This window comes from Actinomyces oris (assembly GCF_001937445.1).
In the GTDB taxonomy this organism is placed as follows: Bacteria; Actinomycetota; Actinomycetes; order Actinomycetales; family Actinomycetaceae; genus Actinomyces; species Actinomyces acetigenes.
This window is the reverse complement of the sequence record NZ_MSKS01000025.1, coordinates 121150-139695: the sequence shown is the minus strand read 5'-3', so window position 1 is coordinate 139695 and position 18546 is coordinate 121150. Positions and strand designations below refer to the sequence as shown.

Sequence of the window (18546 nt, the reverse complement as noted above, 5' to 3'; positions counted from 1 at the left end):
TACTGCACGAAGGCCCCACCCACCCGAAGTACCCCCAACCCTCCTCCAGGAGCACCCCGCCCTCGTGCAGTGCATCCAGACGACGCCGGCAGCCACCACAGTCACCGGGCCGGCCCCCTCCGACAGGCCCAAGCAGCAGCTCTCCCCTCCTCCAGACCCACCCCACCGGTGTCTTGAGATGCCAAGACATCCGAAACTCCCAGAAGACATGAGACAACACAGTCGTGAGCACCTACCGCCTGACCCCGGCAGGCACGTGTAGCCCCGTCGCCCGGCGGTCACTCCCCGACATGTCACACGCAGGCAACATGGTGCGTCCCTAGGATCGTCCTGTAGTGAGAACCCACCAGGAGGAACCATGATCAGGGTAGCGATCAACGGATACGGCAACCTCGGCCGCGGCGTCGAGCAGGCCATCACCAAGAACGCGGACATGGAGGTCGCCGTCGTCTTCACCCGACGCGACCCGGACAGCGTCACCACCCAGGGGGCTCCCGTCGCCCACGTCGACGACATGGCCGCCTGGGCCGACAAGGTCGATGTCTGCCTGAACTGCGGGGGCTCGGCCACCGACCTGATCGAGCAGACCCCGGCCGCCGCCGCCGTGTTCAACACGGTCGACTCCTTCGACACCCACGCCCGCATTCCTGAGCACTTCGCCGCCGTCGACGCCGCCGCCAAGGCCTCCGGCCACGTCGCCCTCATCTCCGCCGGCTGGGACCCGGGCCTGTTCTCCATGCTGCGGGTCCTGGGTGAGGCCGTCCTGCCCGACGGCGTCACCACCACCTTCTGGGGGCCCGGCGTCTCCCAGGGGCACTCCGATGCCCTGCGCCGCATCGACGGCGTCGTGGACGCCAAGCAGTACACCCGCCCGGTGGAGGCCACCGTCGCCGCGGTCAAGTCCGGTGACGACGTCGAGCTGACCACCCGCTCCATGCACACGCGCGACTGCTACGTGGTGGCCGAGGAGGGCGCCGACCTGGCCCGCATCGAGCGGGAGATCGTGGAGATGCCCAACTACTTCGCCGACTACGACACCACCGTCACCTTCATCACCGCCGAGGAGCTGGCCGCCGAGCACGCCGGGATCCCGCACGGCGGCTCCGTCATCCGCCGCGGGCACACCTCCGAGGGCGTGGCCGAGACCGTGAGCTTCGAGCTCCAGCTCGACTCCAACCCGGAGTTCACCGGCTCGGTCCTGGCCGCCACGGCGCGCGCGGTGGCCAGGCTGGCCGCCCGCGGCGAGACCGGTGCGCGCACCGTCTTCGACGTGACGCTCGCCGACCTGTCCCCGACGAGCCCTGAGGAGCTGCGCGCCCACTACCTGTGAGGCGGGCGGACAACCCGAGGCGTCCCGCCGTCGACACCGCGCCGACGGCGGGACGCCCCGGCTCCGGCTGAGTCAGTCGCGGATGAGGGGGACGTTGACGTCGGGCAGCTCGCCGCGGCGGGCGGCACGCAGGAGCCTCATCCCGTCGCGGGTGGCCTGCGCCGCTGTGATGAGCGGGCGGCGAGTGCTCAGGAGTTGGCGCCTGCCGCCGCGCAGGACGATCTCGCGGGCGGCCCGGCCCGCCGTGGCCACCCACCGGCGCTGCGTGGCCCGATCCAGGTGCAGCCCCGCGTACAGCAGCCGGTTGCGCACGTTGTAGTAGTAGTAGATGTCCGACTTGGCGCGGTCGGACTGGGCGTCCTCGGAGTGGGTGCCGCCCTCATCGTGGACGGCGACGGCGTCGCGCACCAGGGCCAGGCTGCCCCCGGCCGCCAGCACCCGGGCCGAGAAGTCCACGTCCTCCCAGTACAGGAAGTAGCGCGCGTCCAGGCCGCCAGCGGCCTCGAACAGGTCGGCGGACAGCGCCAGGCAGGCCCCCGAGAGCCACGGCTGGGTGCCGCCGGGAGGAATCGGGCGCGGTGAGCGGCGCGAGCGCATCGAGCCGTCGGCCAGGCACACGACGATCCCGTCGGAGACGACGCGGCCACTGGAGTCCTTGAGCACCGGCGCCACCAGGGCGAGCCGGTCCGCGTGCGCCCTGGCCGCCAGGCGGATGAGGCCGCCCCGGGCGATGACGGCGTCGGGGTTGAGCAGGACCAGCAGGTCGGCGCCGAGCTCGCGGGCCCGGGCCGCCCCCAGGTTCATGCCGCCGCCGAAGCCGGTGTTCGTCTTAGGCAGGACCGTCTCCCAGCCCCGCGAGGAGGCCAGCGCCACCAGCTCCTCGCGGGCGGCGGGCGTGGAGTAGTTGTCGACGACGATGATGCGGGCCTCGGGGGAGTCCTCGGCCACGCGCGCCAGGGTGCGCTCCAGCAGCGCCGCCGAGTCGTAGCTGACGACGATGACCGCCGTGCGCGAGAGCAGGTCGCCGCCGGAGAGAGCCTCGGGGGCCTCAGTGATCTCGACGGCCTTGGCGGGGGCGCCGGTGGCGGGGCCGGTCGGATCGGCGGCCTCGGGGGTCTCGGCGCCCTGGGCGGGGTCGGGGGTGGCGGTCATCGGAGCAGGAGCCTTCCGGGTGCGGGGCGACGTCGTGGCTCGGGTGCTCCCGCCGTGGGGCGCACCCGCTTCGTGATAGTACCGTTAGACCCTGATATCACGCCGCGATCCGCCGGCAGGCGGGAGGAAGGACGGGGCTGGACGTGCACCTGACCATCGCGATGCTCACCTATCGTCGTAACGACTACCTCGCGCAGGTGATCCCCGAGCTGCTGGCGCAGGCCGACGACGTCTGTGACGTACAGACGACGGCGAGCGTGCTCATTGTGGACAACGACCCGCAGGCCGGGGCGCGGGCCGTCGTCGAGGCCGCTCGGGCGGCGTTGGTGGGCGAGCCGCCGGAGGCGGCGGAATCGTCCGGAGGGTCCGAGCAGGCAGTGCTGTCCGAGCCGTCCGGGTCGGCTGACTCGGACGCGGCGGCGACGTCGCGGCTGGTCTACGTTCACGAGCCTGAGCCGGGCATCGTGGCCGGCCGCAACCGGGCCCTGAGCCAGGCCCACGGCTCGGACGCCCTCATCTTCATCGACGACGACGAGATCCCCTCACCGGGTTGGCTCAAGGCCCTCGTGAGCACCTGGCGCGCCCAGGGCTGCGCCGCCGTCACCGGCCCCACGCCGCCGACCTTCGAGGTCGCCCCCTCGACGTGGGTCACCGCCTCGGGCGCCTTCGACTCCTGGGAGGCCGCCGACGGCGCCCAGGTCCGCAGCGCCGACACCGGCAACCTGCTCCTGGACCTGGCCGTCGTCGAGGGCCTGGGGCTGCGCTTCGACCCGCGCTACGGGCTCACCGGCGGGGAGGACTCCCTGTTCACCCGCCAGCTCACCCGCGCCGGCGGCGTCATCCGCTTCGCGGCCGGGGCGGTGGTCACCAAGCGCGTGCCCGCGGCCCGCGCCCGGCGCACCTGGGTGCTGGAGCGTGCCCTGCGTTCGGGCTCGTCCTGGGCCCGGGTGCGCATCGACACGGCCGGTCCCGCCGACGGCGGTGCCTCCGGCCGGCTCGCGCGCCTCAGGCTGCGCCTGGGCTATGGCGCCAAGGGACTGGCCAAGGCCGGTGTCGACGGGGCGCGCGCCGGCGTGGCCCGCATCCGCGGCGACGTGCCCGCCCAGGCCCGCTACGAGGTCTCCTCGCGCGGCGGACTGGGCATGGTGGTGGGCGCACTGGGCGTCCACGTGCGCGAGTACGGCCGCCCCCGCCGCAGGCGGAGCACGGTGCCGGCCGGCAGGAGGAACGCATGAACCGGCTGACGATTGCCATCCCCACCTTCCGCCGCCCGCAGGACCTCAAGCGGGCCGTCAGCGGGGTCCTGGAGCAGGCCCGGGAACTGGTCGGCGGCCTGAGCCCCGAGGCCCGCGAACCCGAGGGCGATGCGGTGGGTGCGGCGGATGCGGACGGGGGCACCGGGAGGGGCGTGAGCGACATCGAGGTCCTCGTCATCGACAACGACGCCCAGGGCACCGGGCGCGAGACCGCCCTCGCCGCAGCGGCCGACGTCGGGGTACCGGTGCGTTCCTCAGCGGAGGCACCGGAGGAGTCCGGGGGCGTGGGGCTGCGCTACGTCGTCGAGGAGCGGCCCGGTGTGGCGGCAGTGCGCAACCGTGCCCTGGATGAGACCGGCGGGCGCGACCTGCTCGTCTTCATCGACGACGACGAGGAGCCCGAGCCCGGCTGGCTCGCCGCCCTCGTGGGGCTGTGGGCCTCCACCGGCTGCCAGGCGGTGGCCGGGCCCGTCATCCCCGTCTACGACGTCGAGCCGGAGGCGTGGGTGCGTCAGGGCGAGTTCTTCGTGCGCAGGACCTGGCCCACCGGCACGGTCCGCCCAGTGGCCGCCTCCAACTGCCTGCTGCTGGACCTGGGATTCGTGCGCCGGGCCGGGCTGCGATTCGACGAGGCCTTCGGCGCCACCGGGGGAGAGGACACGCTCTTCACCCGCCGGCTGAGCGCCGCCGGCGGCGTCATCCGCTGGTGCGACGAGGCGCGCGTGCGCGACCACGTGCCGGCCTCGCGCCTCACCCGCCCCTGGATTCTGCGGCGGCAGCGCTCCCACGCCGCCACCTCGGTGCGCGTGGAGCTGGCCCTGGCCGGTGGTGGGGCTCAGCCGGCCATCCGGGCCCGGGCCGCCGCCGGTGGCCTGGCGCGCATCGTCGTCGGCGGCCTGCGGACAGCCGGCGGAACCCTCATCGGCAGCCCCCGGCACGCGGCTAAGGGGGCCCGGCTGCTGGCCCGCGGCCGCGGCATCCTGGCGGCCAGCGTCGGAGGCGGCGTCCACCGCGAGTACGACCACTGAGCGGCTGTCGAGCACCCCAGTCTCTTCTCTCCTTCCACCTTTGTGCCGAGCCGGGCATTTTTCGCGTGCCCCAACAGAAATTCCGTGGGGCTACGCGAAAAATGCCCGGCTCGGCGGCGGGGCAGGCGGCACCACCGCCCTTGCGGGGGGGCGCGTGGAGCCGGAGGGATCGGCTGCGGTTCTGAGGGGGCTGTACCTGGAGGCTTATTCACGGTTTCCGTCGAAGGTACTGTGACCTGCGAAGATGCTGGCATCGGCTGACTCTGTGAATCAGCCCCAAGGTGTTCTACGATCCCGACTTCGTGGAGTTCGACTAAAGGTCGGTTTGATCTGTGGTGGTTGGGTCTTCGGGTAAGGACTCAGCCGTGAGGGCCGCCGGAGCGGCACCGACGGGCTCACCACCCGGCTCGTCGTCGATGCCCAGCTGGGCGGCCTCGCGCAGGGGAGGTTGCAGGACGGCGGCCCCCAGCACGATCGGCAGGTAGGCGGGCAGCACCGTCCAGGGCCCCACGAACACGTTCTGCACCACGGTCAGGGCCGCGAAGAACAGCCAGGGGGTGGCCTTGAGTCGCCCCAGGTCACGCATCATCGCCGCCAGCGCCATCCCGGCGATGAGCAGCAGCAGCAGGCCGCCCGGGATCGAGGCCGCCGCCCACATGTCCATGACCCCCGAGTGCAGCTCGATGCGGCCGCCGAACATGAAGTTCTCCACATACCCGTTCTCCGGGTCATAGCCCAGGGCCGCCATGCCGCGCTTGGCCACCCACAGGTCCTCGAAACGGGGCTTGACACCGGCGCCGTACCCCCAGGGTCGGTTCTGGAACAGGGCCCAGGAGGCCCCCAGCTCGGGGCGGGCGGACAGGAGCAGCCCCGCCGAGCTCGAGGACTGGGCGATGGTCCGGTTCTGGGCGTCCTCGCCCAGGGTCCCGGACTCCGAGGCCATGACGACCCCGACCATCGCCACGATCCCCACGACCGCCAGAACGAGGATCTGGGAGACTGCCAGGCGCCGAGGAGTGGGCACGTGCCACCGGGCCCAGGACGCGAGGGCCTGCCAGATGACCGTGCCCAGGATGATGGCCAGGAAAGCCAGGGTGGAGCGCGAGTCGGAGACGAGGAAGACGGCGCTGAGCACCAGCAGGGCGGCGATCTGCACGAGCCGGCGCCGGTCGGCCACGAGGCTGAGGACCATGATCGTCACCGCCGCACCGACCCCGAACTTCCACGGGTTGGTGCTGGTCTGCAACAGGGGCAGTGAGTCCAGGAACATGCCGAAGCCGACCGCCAGGGCCGCGTGCCTGGTTCCCAGCCGGCGCGCCCCCCACACGAAGACGGCCACCGCGCAGGGCACGGCCAGCAGGCTCAAGGTGGTGACGCGGCGGGCCCAGGCCTCGACGGCGAAGCTGCTCTCGGCCAGCAGGGACATGATGTAGGCCGTACCCGCCGCCAGGATGGACATCACGAGCAGCAGCGAGAACCGGTGCGCCTTGCGTACGGCCGTCCAGGTGATGGGGACTGAGGCGAGCGCGACACAGTCCCCGACGCTCAGGGCGGCCGCCAGCTCGCGGCGCACACCCACGCAGACCAGCAGGACGACGGCGATCGCCATCTCCAGCCGGCGCCATGTCGCCACCGGTTTCCGGCCCGCCCCGGGATCCGTGTCCGACGGCGTCCGCGAGCCCCGGTGGGAGAGGGCCTGCGACCATGTCTGGGCCACGGCCGGTCAGGCGTCTTCCCGAGAGCGACGACGCCCGATGATGAGCAGCGGGTCCTCGACCTTGTCCTGCGGGTTCTTCTGACTCAGGAAGTACAGCAGGATCGCCATGATGGCGCCGGCGGCGAGCCCGATGGCGGTCCCGATCAGCGCGGTGGACACGGCCGACAGGCTCGAGGGGGAGGAGGGGGTCGTGGGGGAGTCCACTACCTTGAGGGTCGCGGTGGTGTTCCCCGCCTGCCCGGAGCTGGACAGGTCGCGGGCCACCGAGTCCAGGGCGGTCAGCTCGGCCTCGGCAATCTTGTGGGCGCGCTCGGGATTCGTGCTGGTGCACCGGATCTCCACCAGCGTGGTGCCGGTCTTGCTGGTTACCGACACGGACCTGCGCAGCTCGTCCTGGCTGATCCCCGTGTTCTTGGAGACCTCCGCGAAGGTGCTCTCCGAGGTCCCGATCTCCACCAGCGTCGGCATGACGGAGGTCAGGTAGTTGAAGGTGCTGGGGAGGTTGGCCTCACCGTTCTCCACGTACAGGTTCGCGTTGGCAGTGGAGGTGTACTGCGCCGGCGTCAACAGGCCGAAGACAGTGCCGATGATGGTGCCCAGCACAACGTGCATGACCACCAGGACTGCGTTCTTGCGCAGCGCGATGATGAGGGTTTCCGGGTCCATGGGTTCCGTTTCGGTGATTGCGGGAGCAACAGAATAGCGCGCGGTATGGAACGAGAGCCGGGCGCGGGAAGTGACTCACCTCCTTCCCGGGCACTTCTCAGAACTCGTTGGGTCGTTGAGGCCCGAGGATTGCAGGCACTCGCAGGGCGATCGACCGGTCGGGTAGTGATCAATGCGACGGACCTGCGCCAGGCGGAGCAAGACCGACGACGACGCGGGTGTGAGTGACTTCGGGGCGGCGCTCAGGGCTCGTTGGAGCCCTCGGTGCGCGAGTCGGTCCTCGGCTCCGAGGCGCTCTCGGAGCCGCTTGAGTCGCCTGCGGGGCCGGAGTGAAGGGTGGGTCTGGCCTTCATGCCGCGCAGGCCGTTCCAGGCGAGGTTGACCATGTGGGCGGCCACCTCCTCCTTGCTCATCGAGCGGTTCTCCAACCACCACTGAGCCGGCATGGCCACGATACCCACCAGCATCTGGGCGTACAGCGGGGCCGTGCGCGGGTCGAGGTCGTGGGCGGCGAACTGCGAGGCGAGGATCCCGGAGACCTCGATGGCGACGTCGGCCAGCAGTGTGGAGTAGGTGCCGGCTGCGCGGTCCGAGCCGGCAGAGAGGATGCGGAAACCGTCGGGGGAGTCCTCGATGTAGGTCAGCAGGGCCAAGGCGGCCCGCTCGGCGATCCGCGAGGCCGAGCCGGAGGCGTCGGATCCTCCTGGTGCGTGCCGGTCGGTCTCCGGCGCCGCCGCGGCGTCCGCGGCCGGGTCTGCGATCGCCGAGGAGATCGCGGCCGAGATCGTGGTGATCTCGCGGTCGACGACGACGGCGTACAGGCCCTCCTTGCCACCGAAGTGCTCGTAGACCACCGGCTTGGACACCTGGGCGCGGGCCGCCACCTCCTCCACGCTCGTGGCGTCGAAGCCGCGCTCGGCGAACAGCCCGCGGGCCACGGCGATGAGCTGCTCGCGCCGCTCGCTGGCACTCATGCGGGTGCGCTTGGCCGCCATGGTCTAGACCTCGCTGCTGCGGTCGGCCGGTCGGTCGGGGTGACGGCGCTGGGACCACCGGGTGAAGCGCGTCGAGGCCAGCGCCCCGGTGCGGCGGGCCAGTCGGTGGCTGGGGGCCTCGATGTAGCGCTGGAACAGCCAGGTCAGTGGCGCTGAGGCCAGCGGTGCCAGGACGAGCACCCACCACGGCGATATCGAGTGCGTCAGCAGCCGCAGCGAAACCACGACCGGTTCGTGCACCAGGTACAGGGAGAAGGACATGAGCCCCAGGTACTGCACGGTGCGCGAGCGCAGCAGGGCGCGCAGCGCTCCGGCCCGCACCACGAGGTGGACCAGGTAGGCCGCCGCCGCCAGGGTGACCGCGTTGGCCAGGCGCTGGGCCGTGTGGCTCTCCATCCCCGGCCACCAGGCCAGGGTGATGAGCAGCAGGCACACCAGGGCCTGCGTCGTCGCCCAGGGCCGGGGGCTCTCGGGGACCGGGGCGGGGTTGTGCCCCCAGGCCCAGCCCATGACCGCGCCGACGGTGAAGACCGGCAGATAGCTGCCCGAGCCGGGGCTGGCGGTGATGACCGGCACCGCCAGGGCAGCTGCGACCGGCAGCCAGGAGACCCGCCAGCGGGCGCACAGGGCCACGCCGAGGATCATCAGGGGCAGCACGAAGGAGAAGATCGCCTCGGCGTGCAACGACCACAGGACTGTGTTGCGGTAGGCGTGCTTGGGGATGAGCAGGTACTCCATGAGCATCTGGCGCGCCCCGAGCCCCGGGGGGTGAGTGTCGGTCATCCAGCGCCCCAGCGCTGGATCCTCCGAGCGCGGCACGAGCAGCATCGCGATGACCGCGAAGGTCGTGGAGGCAGCCGCCGGCAGCCACAGGCGCACGAAGCGCCGCGGGGCGTAGTCGACCCAGTCGAAGCGCCGCCCCTGGGCGTGGCGGCGGGCCACCGGGTAGGTCAGGGCCACGCCGGACAGGACGAAGAAGATGAGGACGGCCTCGTGGCCCGCCCACAGCAGGTGGAGGGGGCTCTGGGTGAGGATCCGGTTGAAGGTGCCGGTGGGCACGGTGCCGGGCCGCGCCCCGACCTCCGCCAGTGCGGGCACGGTCTCCAGGGCGTGGTGGATGAGCACGACGACGGCCGCCAGCCCACGCAGCCCGTCGAGCTCGATGAGGCGCACCGCTGCCGGCTTGCCGGAAGAGGGAGGGGGAGCGGAGGGGGAACTGGACATGCCCCCATCCTGCCCTGTCCTCCCGGCCGACCGCGAAGTCCGAGGAGTGTGGCATGCGCCCCGTGCAGGTGCGAGGCCCGGTGCCGGGCGCGACCGGGGCGCGCTGAGTTGCCGCGAAGGTGCCGAGTGCGACCGGGACGTGAGAGACTGTCCCGGCGTCTCGCCCCTCGCCGTCGGGCCCGGGCCGGGATGTGTCCTTCCGCCCTGGTGTAGCGGCAGCACGCAGGCCTTTGGAGCCTTGAGGCCCGGGTTCGAATCCTGGGGGCGGAGCGGCGTAGCATGAGCGGCGTTGGGGTTCCCTCGCTCTCACGCCCGACTGCGGTCATCCGGTCGCCGGCGGGATACGCGCCAACCGTCCATCCGTACCTGATTTCAGAAACCGTTGGAGTCCGTCCCCGGCCTCCGCCCGGTCATGGCCGGAGACGTCGGGAGCCCGGGCGCGAACCTGTGAGAAGAGGACACGTGACGCCAACCGCACCCGCCGCCGTCATCGTCATGGCCGCAGGCAAGGGAACTCGTATGCGATCGGTCACCCCCAAGGTCCTGCACCGGATCGGTGGTCGCAGCCTGGTGGACCACGCCGTCACCGCAGCCAGGGGGCTCGAGCCCCAGCACCTCGTCGTCGTCGTGCGTCACGAGCGCGACGCCGTCATCGCCCACCTCGCCGAGGTCGCCCCCGACGCCGTCCCGGCCGACCAGGACGAGGTCTCCGGCACCGGGCGGGCCGTCGCCTGCGGGCTGGCCGCCCTGCCCGAGGACCTGGACGGGCCCGTCGTCGTCACCAGCGGGGACGTCCCGCTGCTGGACACCGCCACCCTGAAGGAGCTGCTGGCCCAGCACAACGAGCGCGGGGATGCCGTCACCCTGCTGACCACCGAGCTCGCGGACCCCACCGGCTACGGGCGCGTCGTGCGCGAGGCCGACGGCACCGTCTCGGCCGTCGTCGAGCAGCGCGACGCCAGCGAGGCCCAGCGCGCCATCCGCGAGATCAACGCCGGCGTCTACGTCTTCGACGCCGCCCACCTGCGCACTGCCCTGGCGACCCTGGGCACGGACAACGACCAGGGTGAGGTCTACCTCACCGACGTCGTCGCCCATGCTCACCGGGCCGGGCGGTCCACCAGTGCGCTGGTCGTCGCCGACCACTGGCTCGTCGAGGGCTGCAATGACCGCGCCCAGCTCGCCGAGCTCGGCGCCGAGCTCAACCGCCGCGTCCTGGCCGACTGGATGGCCCAGGGCGTCGGCGTCGTCGACCCGGCCTCCACCTGGGTGGACGTCACCGCCGAGCTCGCCCAGGACGTCACCCTCGAGCAGGGCGTCCTCGTGCGCGGAACCACCCGGGTCGGCCAGGGTGCCCGCGTGGGCGCCTACGCGATCCTCACCGACGCCGTCATCCCGGCCGGCTGCGTCGTGGCCCCTTTCAGCCAGCTCGACGCCGACGCCGCCCAGGCCTGAGGCATGAGCGCTCCGCAGCTTCGGCCCCGACCGGTCGGGCTCTCACGGCCCTGCCGGCCGAAGCGATCACTGACCTTCACCTCCGTCTCCAACAGTCACATCGAGGGCCGCACCGGCCGTGAGAAGGGAACCACGTCATGACGGGCATCATTACCAAGGGTGAGAAACGGCTGGTCGTCGTCTCCGGGCGCGCCCATCCCGAGCTCGCCCGGGACGTGGCCAGTGAGCTCGGCACCGAGGTGCTGTCCTCCACGGCCTACGACTTCGCCAACGGGGAGACCTACGTCCGTTTCAACGAGTCGGTGCGCGGCTGCGACGTGTTCGTCGTCCAGTCCCACGGCGACCGCGTCAACGACTGGCTCATGGAGCAGCTCATCATGGTTGACGCCCTCAAGCGCGCCTCCGCCAAGCGCATCACCGTGGTGGCCCCCTTCTTCCCCTACGCCCGTCAGGACAAGAAGCACCTGGGGCGTGAGCCCATCAGCGCCCGCCTTGTGGCGGACCTCTACAAGACCGCCGGCGCCGACCGCCTCATGAGCGTGGACCTGCACACCTCTCAGGAGCAGGGCTTCTTCGACGGCCCCTGGGACCACCTGTGGGCCCAGCCGGTGCTCGTGGACTACGTGCGCACCCGCGTCGACCCCGCCAACGCCGCCGTCGTCTCCCCCGACGCCGGCCGTATCCGGGTGGCCGAGCGCTGGGCCAACCAGCTGGGCGGCACCCCGCTGGCCTTCGTCCACAAGACCCGCGACGTCACCCGCCCCAACGAGTCGGTGGCCAACCGCGTCGTCGGCGACGTCGAGGGGCGCTCCTGCGTCCTGGTCGATGACATGATCGACACCGGCGGCACCATCGCCAAGGCCGTCCAGGTGCTCCTGGACTCCGGCGCCAAGGACGTCATCGTCGCCGCGACCCACGGGGTGCTCTCCGGGCCGGCCGTGGACCGGCTCTCCACCTGCGGGGCCCGCGAGGTCATCGTCACCGACACTCTGCCGATCCCCGCCGGCAAGCGCTTCGACCAGCTGACCATCCTGCCGATCGCGCCGCTGCTGGCCCGGGCCATCAAGGCCGTCTTCGACGACGGCTCGGTGGCCTCCCTCTTCGACACTGTCGGCGTCGCCGGCGCCTGAGACCGGCAGGTCCGTGCGGGTCTCAGAACCCGCATGAGCCCGCCGCGCACCGACTCCGGCCTTCGTGATCCCGCCCTCGCCGGCCCCTGACCGGGGCCCGGTGAGGGCGTCTCATATGGAGCTAGCTCACCATGGCGGTGAGTCGTGCTCAGGGCGTGGAACACCCTTCAGATAACGATTATGTTGCAATCCGACCCTGTGGTCGCGTAGCGTGGTGCCGTCATCGATTTGTGTCCTTTTCGTTCTCTCTTCGTGTTCCGCATGAGTGGACGTGCTCCCAGAACTGACAGGCGCTACCAGTTAAATTAATCGTTATCACAGGCATTTGACCGGCGACTCAAGTGAGTCTTATTCGCCCTGATGCCAACGGTGTGCCGTGATCCGCCTGCGCGTTGCTCGCCATATGTACCGGAGGTTTCCGTGCGTCGTCTCTCCACCATCCCTCGTCTTGCCATCATCCTGTCCCTCCTGCCGCTGCTGCTCGCCTCGATGGTCGTCCTGACTCCCGCCGCACCGGTGGCCACGGCTCAGGAGGCCGACGCCGATGTCGATGGGAACGACCAGGGTGACGGCTCCGGCAATGTCGGCGACAACGGGGGCGGCGGTGCTGCGGGTACCGACCCCTCCGGTCAGTCCTCCCGGGAGCCCGCGTACACGGCCGCGCCCCTGCCCACGGTGCAGATCGACGGCGTCGCCTGGGGACAGCTCGTCGTCGGCGACGTGGTCTATGTCGTCGGCAGCTTCGACAACGCCCGCCCGGCCGGCGCCCCCAAGAAGCAGCAGCAGATCGCGCGCTCCAACATCCTGGCCTACGACCTCAACACCGGCAAGCTCATCGAGGACTTCGCCCCCACCCTCAACGGGCCAGGACGCAGCCTGGCCGTCTCCCAGGACGGCAAGACCCTCTACGTCGCCGGGGAGTTCGACAAGGTCAACGGCGAGTGGCACAGCCGCCTGGCGGCCTTCGACCTCACCCAGGGGCACGGAACCCTCATCTCCTCCTTCAGGCCCATGTTCAACACGACCGTCAAGGATATTGCGGTCGCCGGCGACACCCTCTACGCCGGGGGCTACTTCACCAAGGTGAACGGTCAACCGCGTGTCAGGCTGGCCGCCCTCAAGGCCTCCACCGGTCAGCTGTTGAACTGGACGGCCTCCGCAGAGGGCCCCAACGCCCAGGTCTACGCGATCGAGGTCTCCCCGGACCACTCCAAGGTCGTCATCGGCGGCTCCTTCTCCTCGGTCAACGGCTCGAGCAAACCCGGCTACGGGATGGCGCTCCTGAGCGCCTCCACCGGTGAGATGCTGCCCATGCCCGTCAACGACACCGTGCGCACGGCCGGTGAGCACGCCGCCATCTTCGACATCGCCGTCGACGACGACGGTTTCTACGGCACCGCCTACTCCGCCGTCGGACGTCTCGATGAGGCCAACCTTGAGGGGAGCTTCAGGGCGGACTGGGACGGCAACCTCATCTGGCTCGAGCCCTGCCACGGTGACACTTACGGGATCGCCCCCACCAAGGACACCGTCTACACGGTGGGGCACGCCCACTCCTGCGAGACCATCTACGGGTTCCCCAACATGCCCGAGGTTCGCAAGGACGGTCCGCACCCCCTGTACGTGCGGGCCATGGCCTTCACCAACAGCGCCGACATCACCATCCGCCACCAGGGCGTCGTCAACGGCTACCAGGACTGGTCGACGTCGGGCTACAAGAGCCCCACGATCATCGGCTGGTACCCGGATTTGGAGGCGGGCAAGTACACGGGCATGTCCCAGGCCGCCTACAAGATCGACGTCACCGACTCCTACATCCTCATGGTGGGTGAGTTCGTCGAGGCCAACGGCACGACCCAGCAAGGGATCGTGCGCTACCCCAGACGTGCGGGCCAGCCCACGCTGCCCCCCGAGGGCAAGGCCGAGACCCTGGCCGCCAAGGCGGAGGTGACGACCTCGGGCTCGGTGAGGGTCGGGTTCAAAGCCACCTGGGACCGCGACGACCCGACCCTGACCTACAGCCTCTACCGGGATGACGAGGCCACGCCGGTGGCCACCGAGAAGATCAGCGACACCCGCTGGGCGCTCAAGAGCCACAACCTGGAGGACACCACCTGCTCGCCTGGCGATCACACCTACCGCCTGGTGGTCTCCGACCCCAGCGGCAACACCATCACCGCCCAGATCCCGAGCGTCGCGGTCCCTAAGACGGCGCAGAACAACAAGGAGAAGCAGGACAAGAAGGCGAACGCCGAGAACGCGGACCAGGGCGGCAATAAGCAGGCCGACGACGACCAGGCCGACGACGAGGACGACAACTGAGCGGCTCGGGGCGTGGCCCCTGGCCGGGACCTGTTTAGCGGTTCGCTGCAGACGTCAAGGGCGGGTCCGATGTTTCAAGCATCGGACCCGCCCTTGACGATGGTACCGGTGGCCGGCTCACCAGGAGCGGCGCGTTGACTGCCTGCGGTGACCGGCTGAGGCCGCGGAGGCCGCCGAGGCTGAGGCGGAGTGCCGGGCCGCTGAGGAGGCCGAGGACGCCGAGGCCATCTGTTGGCTGGGCCGGATCGACGGCGGCGGAGGCGGCGGCGGGGCGTCCGGCGGATCAGGACTGCGGTGGCGCCCACCCGCCGACGCCGACACCGGCGTGAGATGGCGGGTCTGCTCGCTGGAGGACTCCTCGGACAGCGGCGTCACGAGAGTCAGCCGCGGCTTGGACATCCGCCGGCGTCGAGCCAGGGTCTGCCGGCGCGAGGGCGCCTGCTGACGCATCGACGTCGAAGGGGCGGTGGGGGAGCCGGTCTCGGAGGCCGGGGCCTGCGTGCGCGCCGCGGCGCGTGAGTCCTCAGCGCCGGCTGCGGGCTCGAGGGCCGAGGAATCCGCCTGGACCCGGCGCCGGCCCGTCGTCGTGGGAAGGGAGGAGGCGTCTTGCCAGCCGGTCGGCGACGCCGGGCGGTCTGCCGACGGCGAGGTGATGCGCCGCCGAGTGGGCACGCTCGGCGCGGAGCTCGACGTCGGCGCGGAAACACGCCGACGGCCGGTGGTCGGCGTGGAGGTGAGGGAATCGGTGGGGGAGGACATCGGGGCAGGTGCCTGAGTCGATGCCGGCGCCGGAGGGTACTGGTAGGAGGACCCCGCCAAGGGGGCGGAGGAGGCCGGGGAGGCAGAGGAGCCGGAGACGGTCTGCCCGGTGGGCAGGGCGGTGCTGCGGCGGGTGGGGCCGTCCGGTGCGCCCGGGAAACGGTGGCTCCCGGAGGCCGGGGCGGCCGTGTAGGGCTGCACCGCGATCGACGGGGAGGCCGGCACCGTCAGGTCGGCGGGGGTGGGCTGCGGCGGGGGTAGTGGCGCGTGCCGGTAGGGGGCGGTGACCTCAGAGGCCGACTGGGATGAGGCGGTCCCGGCCGACATGGTCCCGGCCGGGGTGGCCGGCGCGGGCCGGTCGGCCTGCTGACGCTGCATGGCGGAGGTGATTCCGGAGGTGAAGCTGTGCGCGGGGGCTGGGGTGGGGCCCTGGGTGGGGGGCTGTGTCGAGGACTGATCGGAGACCGAGGCCGCCGAGGCCGCAGACAGCGGCGCCGCACTCATGGAGACGGGGGAGTGCGTTGACGACGTGGCGGGCACCGGGAAGGCCTGAGGCGGCGTCGGCACCGGGGAGTCGACCGGCTCTTGTGCGGAAGACACCGGCTCCTGGGCGTAGGGCACTGGCTGGGCTGCCGAGTACGCGGAGTCGGAGAACGCGGGCATTGCGGTCGTCTGCTGCGGCGACTGCGGGGTCGGGAAGGCCGGGACCGGTGCGGATGAAGCCGTCGGTTGAGACGCCGGTGCCGGGGGTGCCGGGGTCGACGTCGAGGCTGGCAGCATGGGCGCCGAGACGGGAGACGGCATCGAGGTGGGGGCCTCCTGTGGGGCCATGGTGCCGGGAGCCTGGATGCCAGAGACCTCGGAGGAGGCCGGGACCTGGGATGGGGCCGGGAGCTGCTGATACTGGTAGGGCGGCTGCGCCTGCATCTGAGGCTGCGCGGGCGGCTGCTGGCTCGGTCGCAGCAGGTCCGAGGTCTTCTGCCTCAGGGTGTTCAGTGCGGCCGCCATACGCCCGGGACGGTTCTCGGCGCCACTGTCGCCGCCAAGGCCGCTGTCACGACGGTGACGGAACATCGCATAGGACACGGAGGCCAGAAGACCCAGCAGCAGCCCGGAGATCGCCGCGGCTCGGGCGCCGGGACGCTCCATGGTGGTGTTGGCCGTGGTGGCGGGCGAGGTGGTGCTCGTCGTCATGCCCAGGGCCTGCTTGCCCAGCAGCTCACCGGAGGAGAGCTCCTTGTTGAGCGAGTCGGCCGTCGCCTGGGCCATGTCGACAGCCTCCTGCTTGCTGCCGGCCTTGGCGGTGATGGACAGGACCAGGGTCTCGGGCGGGTTGGTGACCGTCAGCGCCTGCGCCAGATCGGTGGTCTCCATGTTCAGGTTGGCCGCCGCCGGATCGAGGACCTTCGGGCTCGTGGAGAGCTCCACGAGGGTCGGCATGAGGTCCTTGGCCTGGGTGGAGAAGGACGGGGTCTCCTTGGACTTGGGCTGGATGCCCAGGGTCGTGGTGGCCACTGCGACCGGCTTCGTTGCCAGGGCCACTCCCAGCCCGGTCAGGATGCACACGAGCAGGATGACGAGGCAGGCGACAAGGTTCCTGCGGATGGCGTGAAGGATCTGCGACGGCTGCACGCTGCTCCTCATCTGGTCTGGGGATGATCTGGATCTGATCGGTTCCGGCGGCCCGTTGGACACCGTGGGCCGTATGGCCCGGCGGATGCTGAAAGGTTACGGCCCAACCCTAACTGTAAGATCACGCTGAGGTCTCGGTGACTGTAGTAGCCTTCGCTGCGCCCCCGGCCACGCCTGGAATCCTCAGACGCGGGGGAGCGGGTGATGTGGTGAGTCTTTCACCGGAACCGTGTGACGGGCGAGGGCCCTGAGGACCCCCGCCCCAGCAGTGAAGAAGGCATCGGGGTCGGCCCTGCCGGGGCGACGTCGTCGGACTTCTTCCGGTTGCACCTGACCTTGGTCAGGGCCTCGGAGGCTCTCCCAGCATCTTCCCGGGTACTTCTTACGGCGGTCCTGTGGCGGCTCGCCGCCGTGCAGCTCCGTCCGCCGACAAACCACCTATCGACCACTGATTCGGCCGCCGTGACATCACCGCGGCCATGACAGGACAAGGGAGGAACGATGTCCTTCGCCAGGACCCTGTTCATCGTCCTCCCCATGGTGGCCTCCGCCCTGGCGGTCCTCATCTTCGTGGCCGACCGCATCCACCGCCGCCCCATCGTCGGGGCCGGCCTGGTCATGGGCGCCATCGGTTTCGTGCCGGTGTGGGTGATGATCCCCTTCGAGCCCAATGTGCCTCCGGCCACCCTGGCCTGCTTCCTGGTGATCCTCGCCCTCCTGCCCGGTTTCTCGTGGCGGCTGACCAGCGGTGACTTCATGGTCGCCACCGCCTGGTGCCTGGTGGGCCTGTCCGTCGCCGCGGGCTCGCCGCTCAACTACGTCCTGTCCGACGTCGTCTTCGGTGCCCTGCCCGCCTACCTCGCCGGACGGCTGCTCGTGGAGCGGCTCGGGCTGCGGCGCATGGCGGAGGTCCTGGCGGTCGTGTGGATCGCGGTGGCCGTGCTGGCGCTGTTCGAGGCCGTCACCACCATCAACCCCTTCAGCTACATCACTATCGACAACAACCTCTACGAGGAGTGGGCCCCGCCCCTGGCCCGGGGCAGCTTCACCCGCGTTGAGGGGGCCTTCGGGCACCCCATCGCCCTGGGAGTGTGCCTGGCGGCCGGGATCCCGCTCATCCTGGCCACGCGGTGGAGGCCCGGCTACCGGATCGCGGCCGGCGCCCTCGTCCTGGGGGCGACCATCCCGACCTTCTCCCGCTCGGCGATCGCCTGCGCCGTCATCGCCGTCATCCTCAGCCTCATGCAGGTGCACATCAATATCCCCGCCCTGTGGCGGATGAGCTTCCTCATGGTGCTGGTCGGTGTGGGCAGCGTGCTGCTGCCCTACGTCCTGGGTGTCTTCGACTCGGCCGGCCGCGAGCAGGAGGACTCGGCCGGCTACCGCGGCGACATCCTCGTCCTGGTGCGTCAGCTCAAGCCACTGGGACTGTCCCCGGTCTACCAGAAGGCAGGGGACTCGGTGTCCTGGGGCGGCTACAGCTCCATCGACAACGACCTGCTCCTGAGCGCGCTGCGCTTCGGCTGGCTCCCCGTGGTGCTCCTCATGGTGGGTCTGCTGGTCTACGGCGCCAGGGCCCTCACCCAGCGCTCCAACCCCGCGCAGATCGCCCTGCTCAGCCTCATCCCGGCCTACGGGACGGTCGCCTTCATCACTCAGATCGGCACCGTTGTGTGGCTCATCGCCGGCATGGCGGCCTCGGCGCAGGTCTCCGTCCTGCTGGAGAGCCGCAACCACACCGTGGGCGGGGGCGTGGGCGTCGTCGCCGGGAACGCCAACCCCTGGAACCGGATCCGCAGCCGGGACTGGTCCCGCCGGGCCTTCGCCGGCCGGCCGGTCCGGTCCACCAGTGGTGCCGAGGCGGGGAGTCACTAGACTCG

Annotated in this window: 13 protein-coding genes and 1 tRNA gene; 8 read left to right on the top strand and 6 right to left on the bottom strand. The window is 70.9% G+C overall.

What is annotated here, in order from left to right; all coding sequences use genetic code 11:
- Window positions 1-358: 358 nt before the first annotated feature.
- Window positions 359-1330 (top strand): diaminopimelate dehydrogenase, encoded by a 972-nt coding sequence (locus BKH20_RS08320; RefSeq protein ID WP_075390659.1) that lies wholly within the window; start codon window positions 359-361, stop codon window positions 1328-1330.
- A gap of 72 nt (window positions 1331-1402) precedes the next feature.
- Here BKH20_RS08320 and BKH20_RS08315 read toward each other — a convergent pair whose 3' ends face one another.
- Window positions 1403-2482 (bottom strand): glycosyltransferase family 2 protein, encoded by a 1080-nt coding sequence (locus BKH20_RS08315; RefSeq protein ID WP_075390658.1) that lies wholly within the window; start codon window positions 2480-2482, stop codon window positions 1403-1405.
- Between the two features lie 143 nt (window positions 2483-2625).
- Between BKH20_RS08315 and BKH20_RS08310 the strand changes: the two genes are divergently transcribed.
- Together BKH20_RS08310 and BKH20_RS08305 are read left to right on the top strand one after the other, a co-directional pair.
- Window positions 2626-3717 carry a glycosyltransferase family 2 protein gene (locus tag BKH20_RS08310; protein WP_075390657.1) on the top strand — a complete coding sequence of 364 codons (1092 nt, stop codon included), beginning with the start codon at window positions 2626-2628 and terminating at the stop codon, window positions 3715-3717.
- Complete coding sequence (locus BKH20_RS08305; protein ID WP_075390656.1) at window positions 3714-4766, top strand: glycosyltransferase family 2 protein; 1053 nt, start codon at window positions 3714-3716, stop codon at window positions 4764-4766. Before BKH20_RS08310 ends, BKH20_RS08305 begins: the two co-directional genes overlap by 4 nt.
- 313 nt (window positions 4767-5079) lie before the next feature.
- Here the strand turns inward: BKH20_RS08305 and BKH20_RS08300 are convergent, their stop codons facing one another.
- The 4 genes from BKH20_RS08300 to BKH20_RS08285 all read right to left on the bottom strand — a co-directional run bounded on the left by BKH20_RS08300 (window position 5080) and on the right by BKH20_RS08285 (window position 9368).
- Window positions 5080-6375, bottom strand: a complete 1296-nt coding sequence (locus BKH20_RS08300) for a hypothetical protein (RefSeq protein ID WP_075390655.1) — start codon at window positions 6373-6375, stop codon at window positions 5080-5082.
- A 114-nt stretch (window positions 6376-6489) separates the two neighbouring features.
- Entirely contained in the window at window positions 6490-7149 is a 660-nt protein-coding gene (locus BKH20_RS08295) for a chain-length determining protein (RefSeq protein ID WP_075390654.1), read from the bottom strand.
- Between the two features lie 242 nt (window positions 7150-7391).
- Window positions 7392-8144 carry a TetR/AcrR family transcriptional regulator gene (locus tag BKH20_RS08290; protein WP_075390653.1) on the bottom strand — a complete coding sequence of 251 codons (753 nt, stop codon included), beginning with the start codon at window positions 8142-8144 and terminating at the stop codon, window positions 7392-7394.
- A 3-nt stretch (window positions 8145-8147) separates the two neighbouring features.
- A complete protein-coding gene (locus tag BKH20_RS08285; RefSeq protein ID WP_075390652.1) occupies window positions 8148-9368 on the bottom strand; it encodes an acyltransferase family protein in 1221 nt (406 codons plus the stop codon).
- A 198-nt stretch (window positions 9369-9566) separates the two neighbouring features.
- On the opposite strand from BKH20_RS08285, the gene BKH20_RS08280 reads away from it, so the two are divergent.
- The 4 genes from BKH20_RS08280 to BKH20_RS08265 all read left to right on the top strand — a co-directional run bounded on the left by BKH20_RS08280 (window position 9567) and on the right by BKH20_RS08265 (window position 14275).
- A tRNA-Gln gene (locus BKH20_RS08280) sits at window positions 9567-9638 on the top strand.
- 192 nt (window positions 9639-9830) lie between these two features.
- Window positions 9831-10823 carry a bifunctional UDP-N-acetylglucosamine diphosphorylase/glucosamine-1-phosphate N-acetyltransferase GlmU gene (locus BKH20_RS08275; protein WP_141759078.1) on the top strand — a complete coding sequence of 331 codons (993 nt, stop codon included), beginning with the start codon at window positions 9831-9833 and terminating at the stop codon, window positions 10821-10823.
- A gap of 137 nt (window positions 10824-10960) precedes the next feature.
- The gene (locus BKH20_RS08270) at window positions 10961-11953 is read left to right on the top strand and encodes a ribose-phosphate diphosphokinase (protein ID WP_070661023.1); all 993 of its coding nucleotides are present in this window, start codon (window positions 10961-10963) and stop codon (window positions 11951-11953) included.
- Window positions 11954-12373: 420 nt separating this feature from the next.
- Window positions 12374-14275, top strand: a complete 1902-nt coding sequence (locus BKH20_RS08265; RefSeq protein ID WP_075390651.1) for a hypothetical protein — start codon at window positions 12374-12376, stop codon at window positions 14273-14275.
- A 117-nt stretch (window positions 14276-14392) separates the two neighbouring features.
- Here the strand turns inward: BKH20_RS08265 and BKH20_RS08260 are convergent, their stop codons facing one another.
- On the bottom strand, window positions 14393-16666 hold the full coding sequence (locus tag BKH20_RS08260; RefSeq protein WP_256693102.1) for a YveK family protein: 2274 nt from the start codon (window positions 16664-16666) through the stop codon (window positions 14393-14395).
- 501 nt (window positions 16667-17167) lie between these two features.
- On the opposite strand from BKH20_RS08260, the gene BKH20_RS08255 reads away from it, so the two are divergent.
- The gene (locus tag BKH20_RS08255; protein ID WP_075390649.1) at window positions 17168-18541 is read left to right on the top strand and encodes a hypothetical protein; all 1374 of its coding nucleotides are present in this window, start codon (window positions 17168-17170) and stop codon (window positions 18539-18541) included.
- The last annotated feature ends 5 nt before the right edge of the window (window positions 18542-18546 follow it).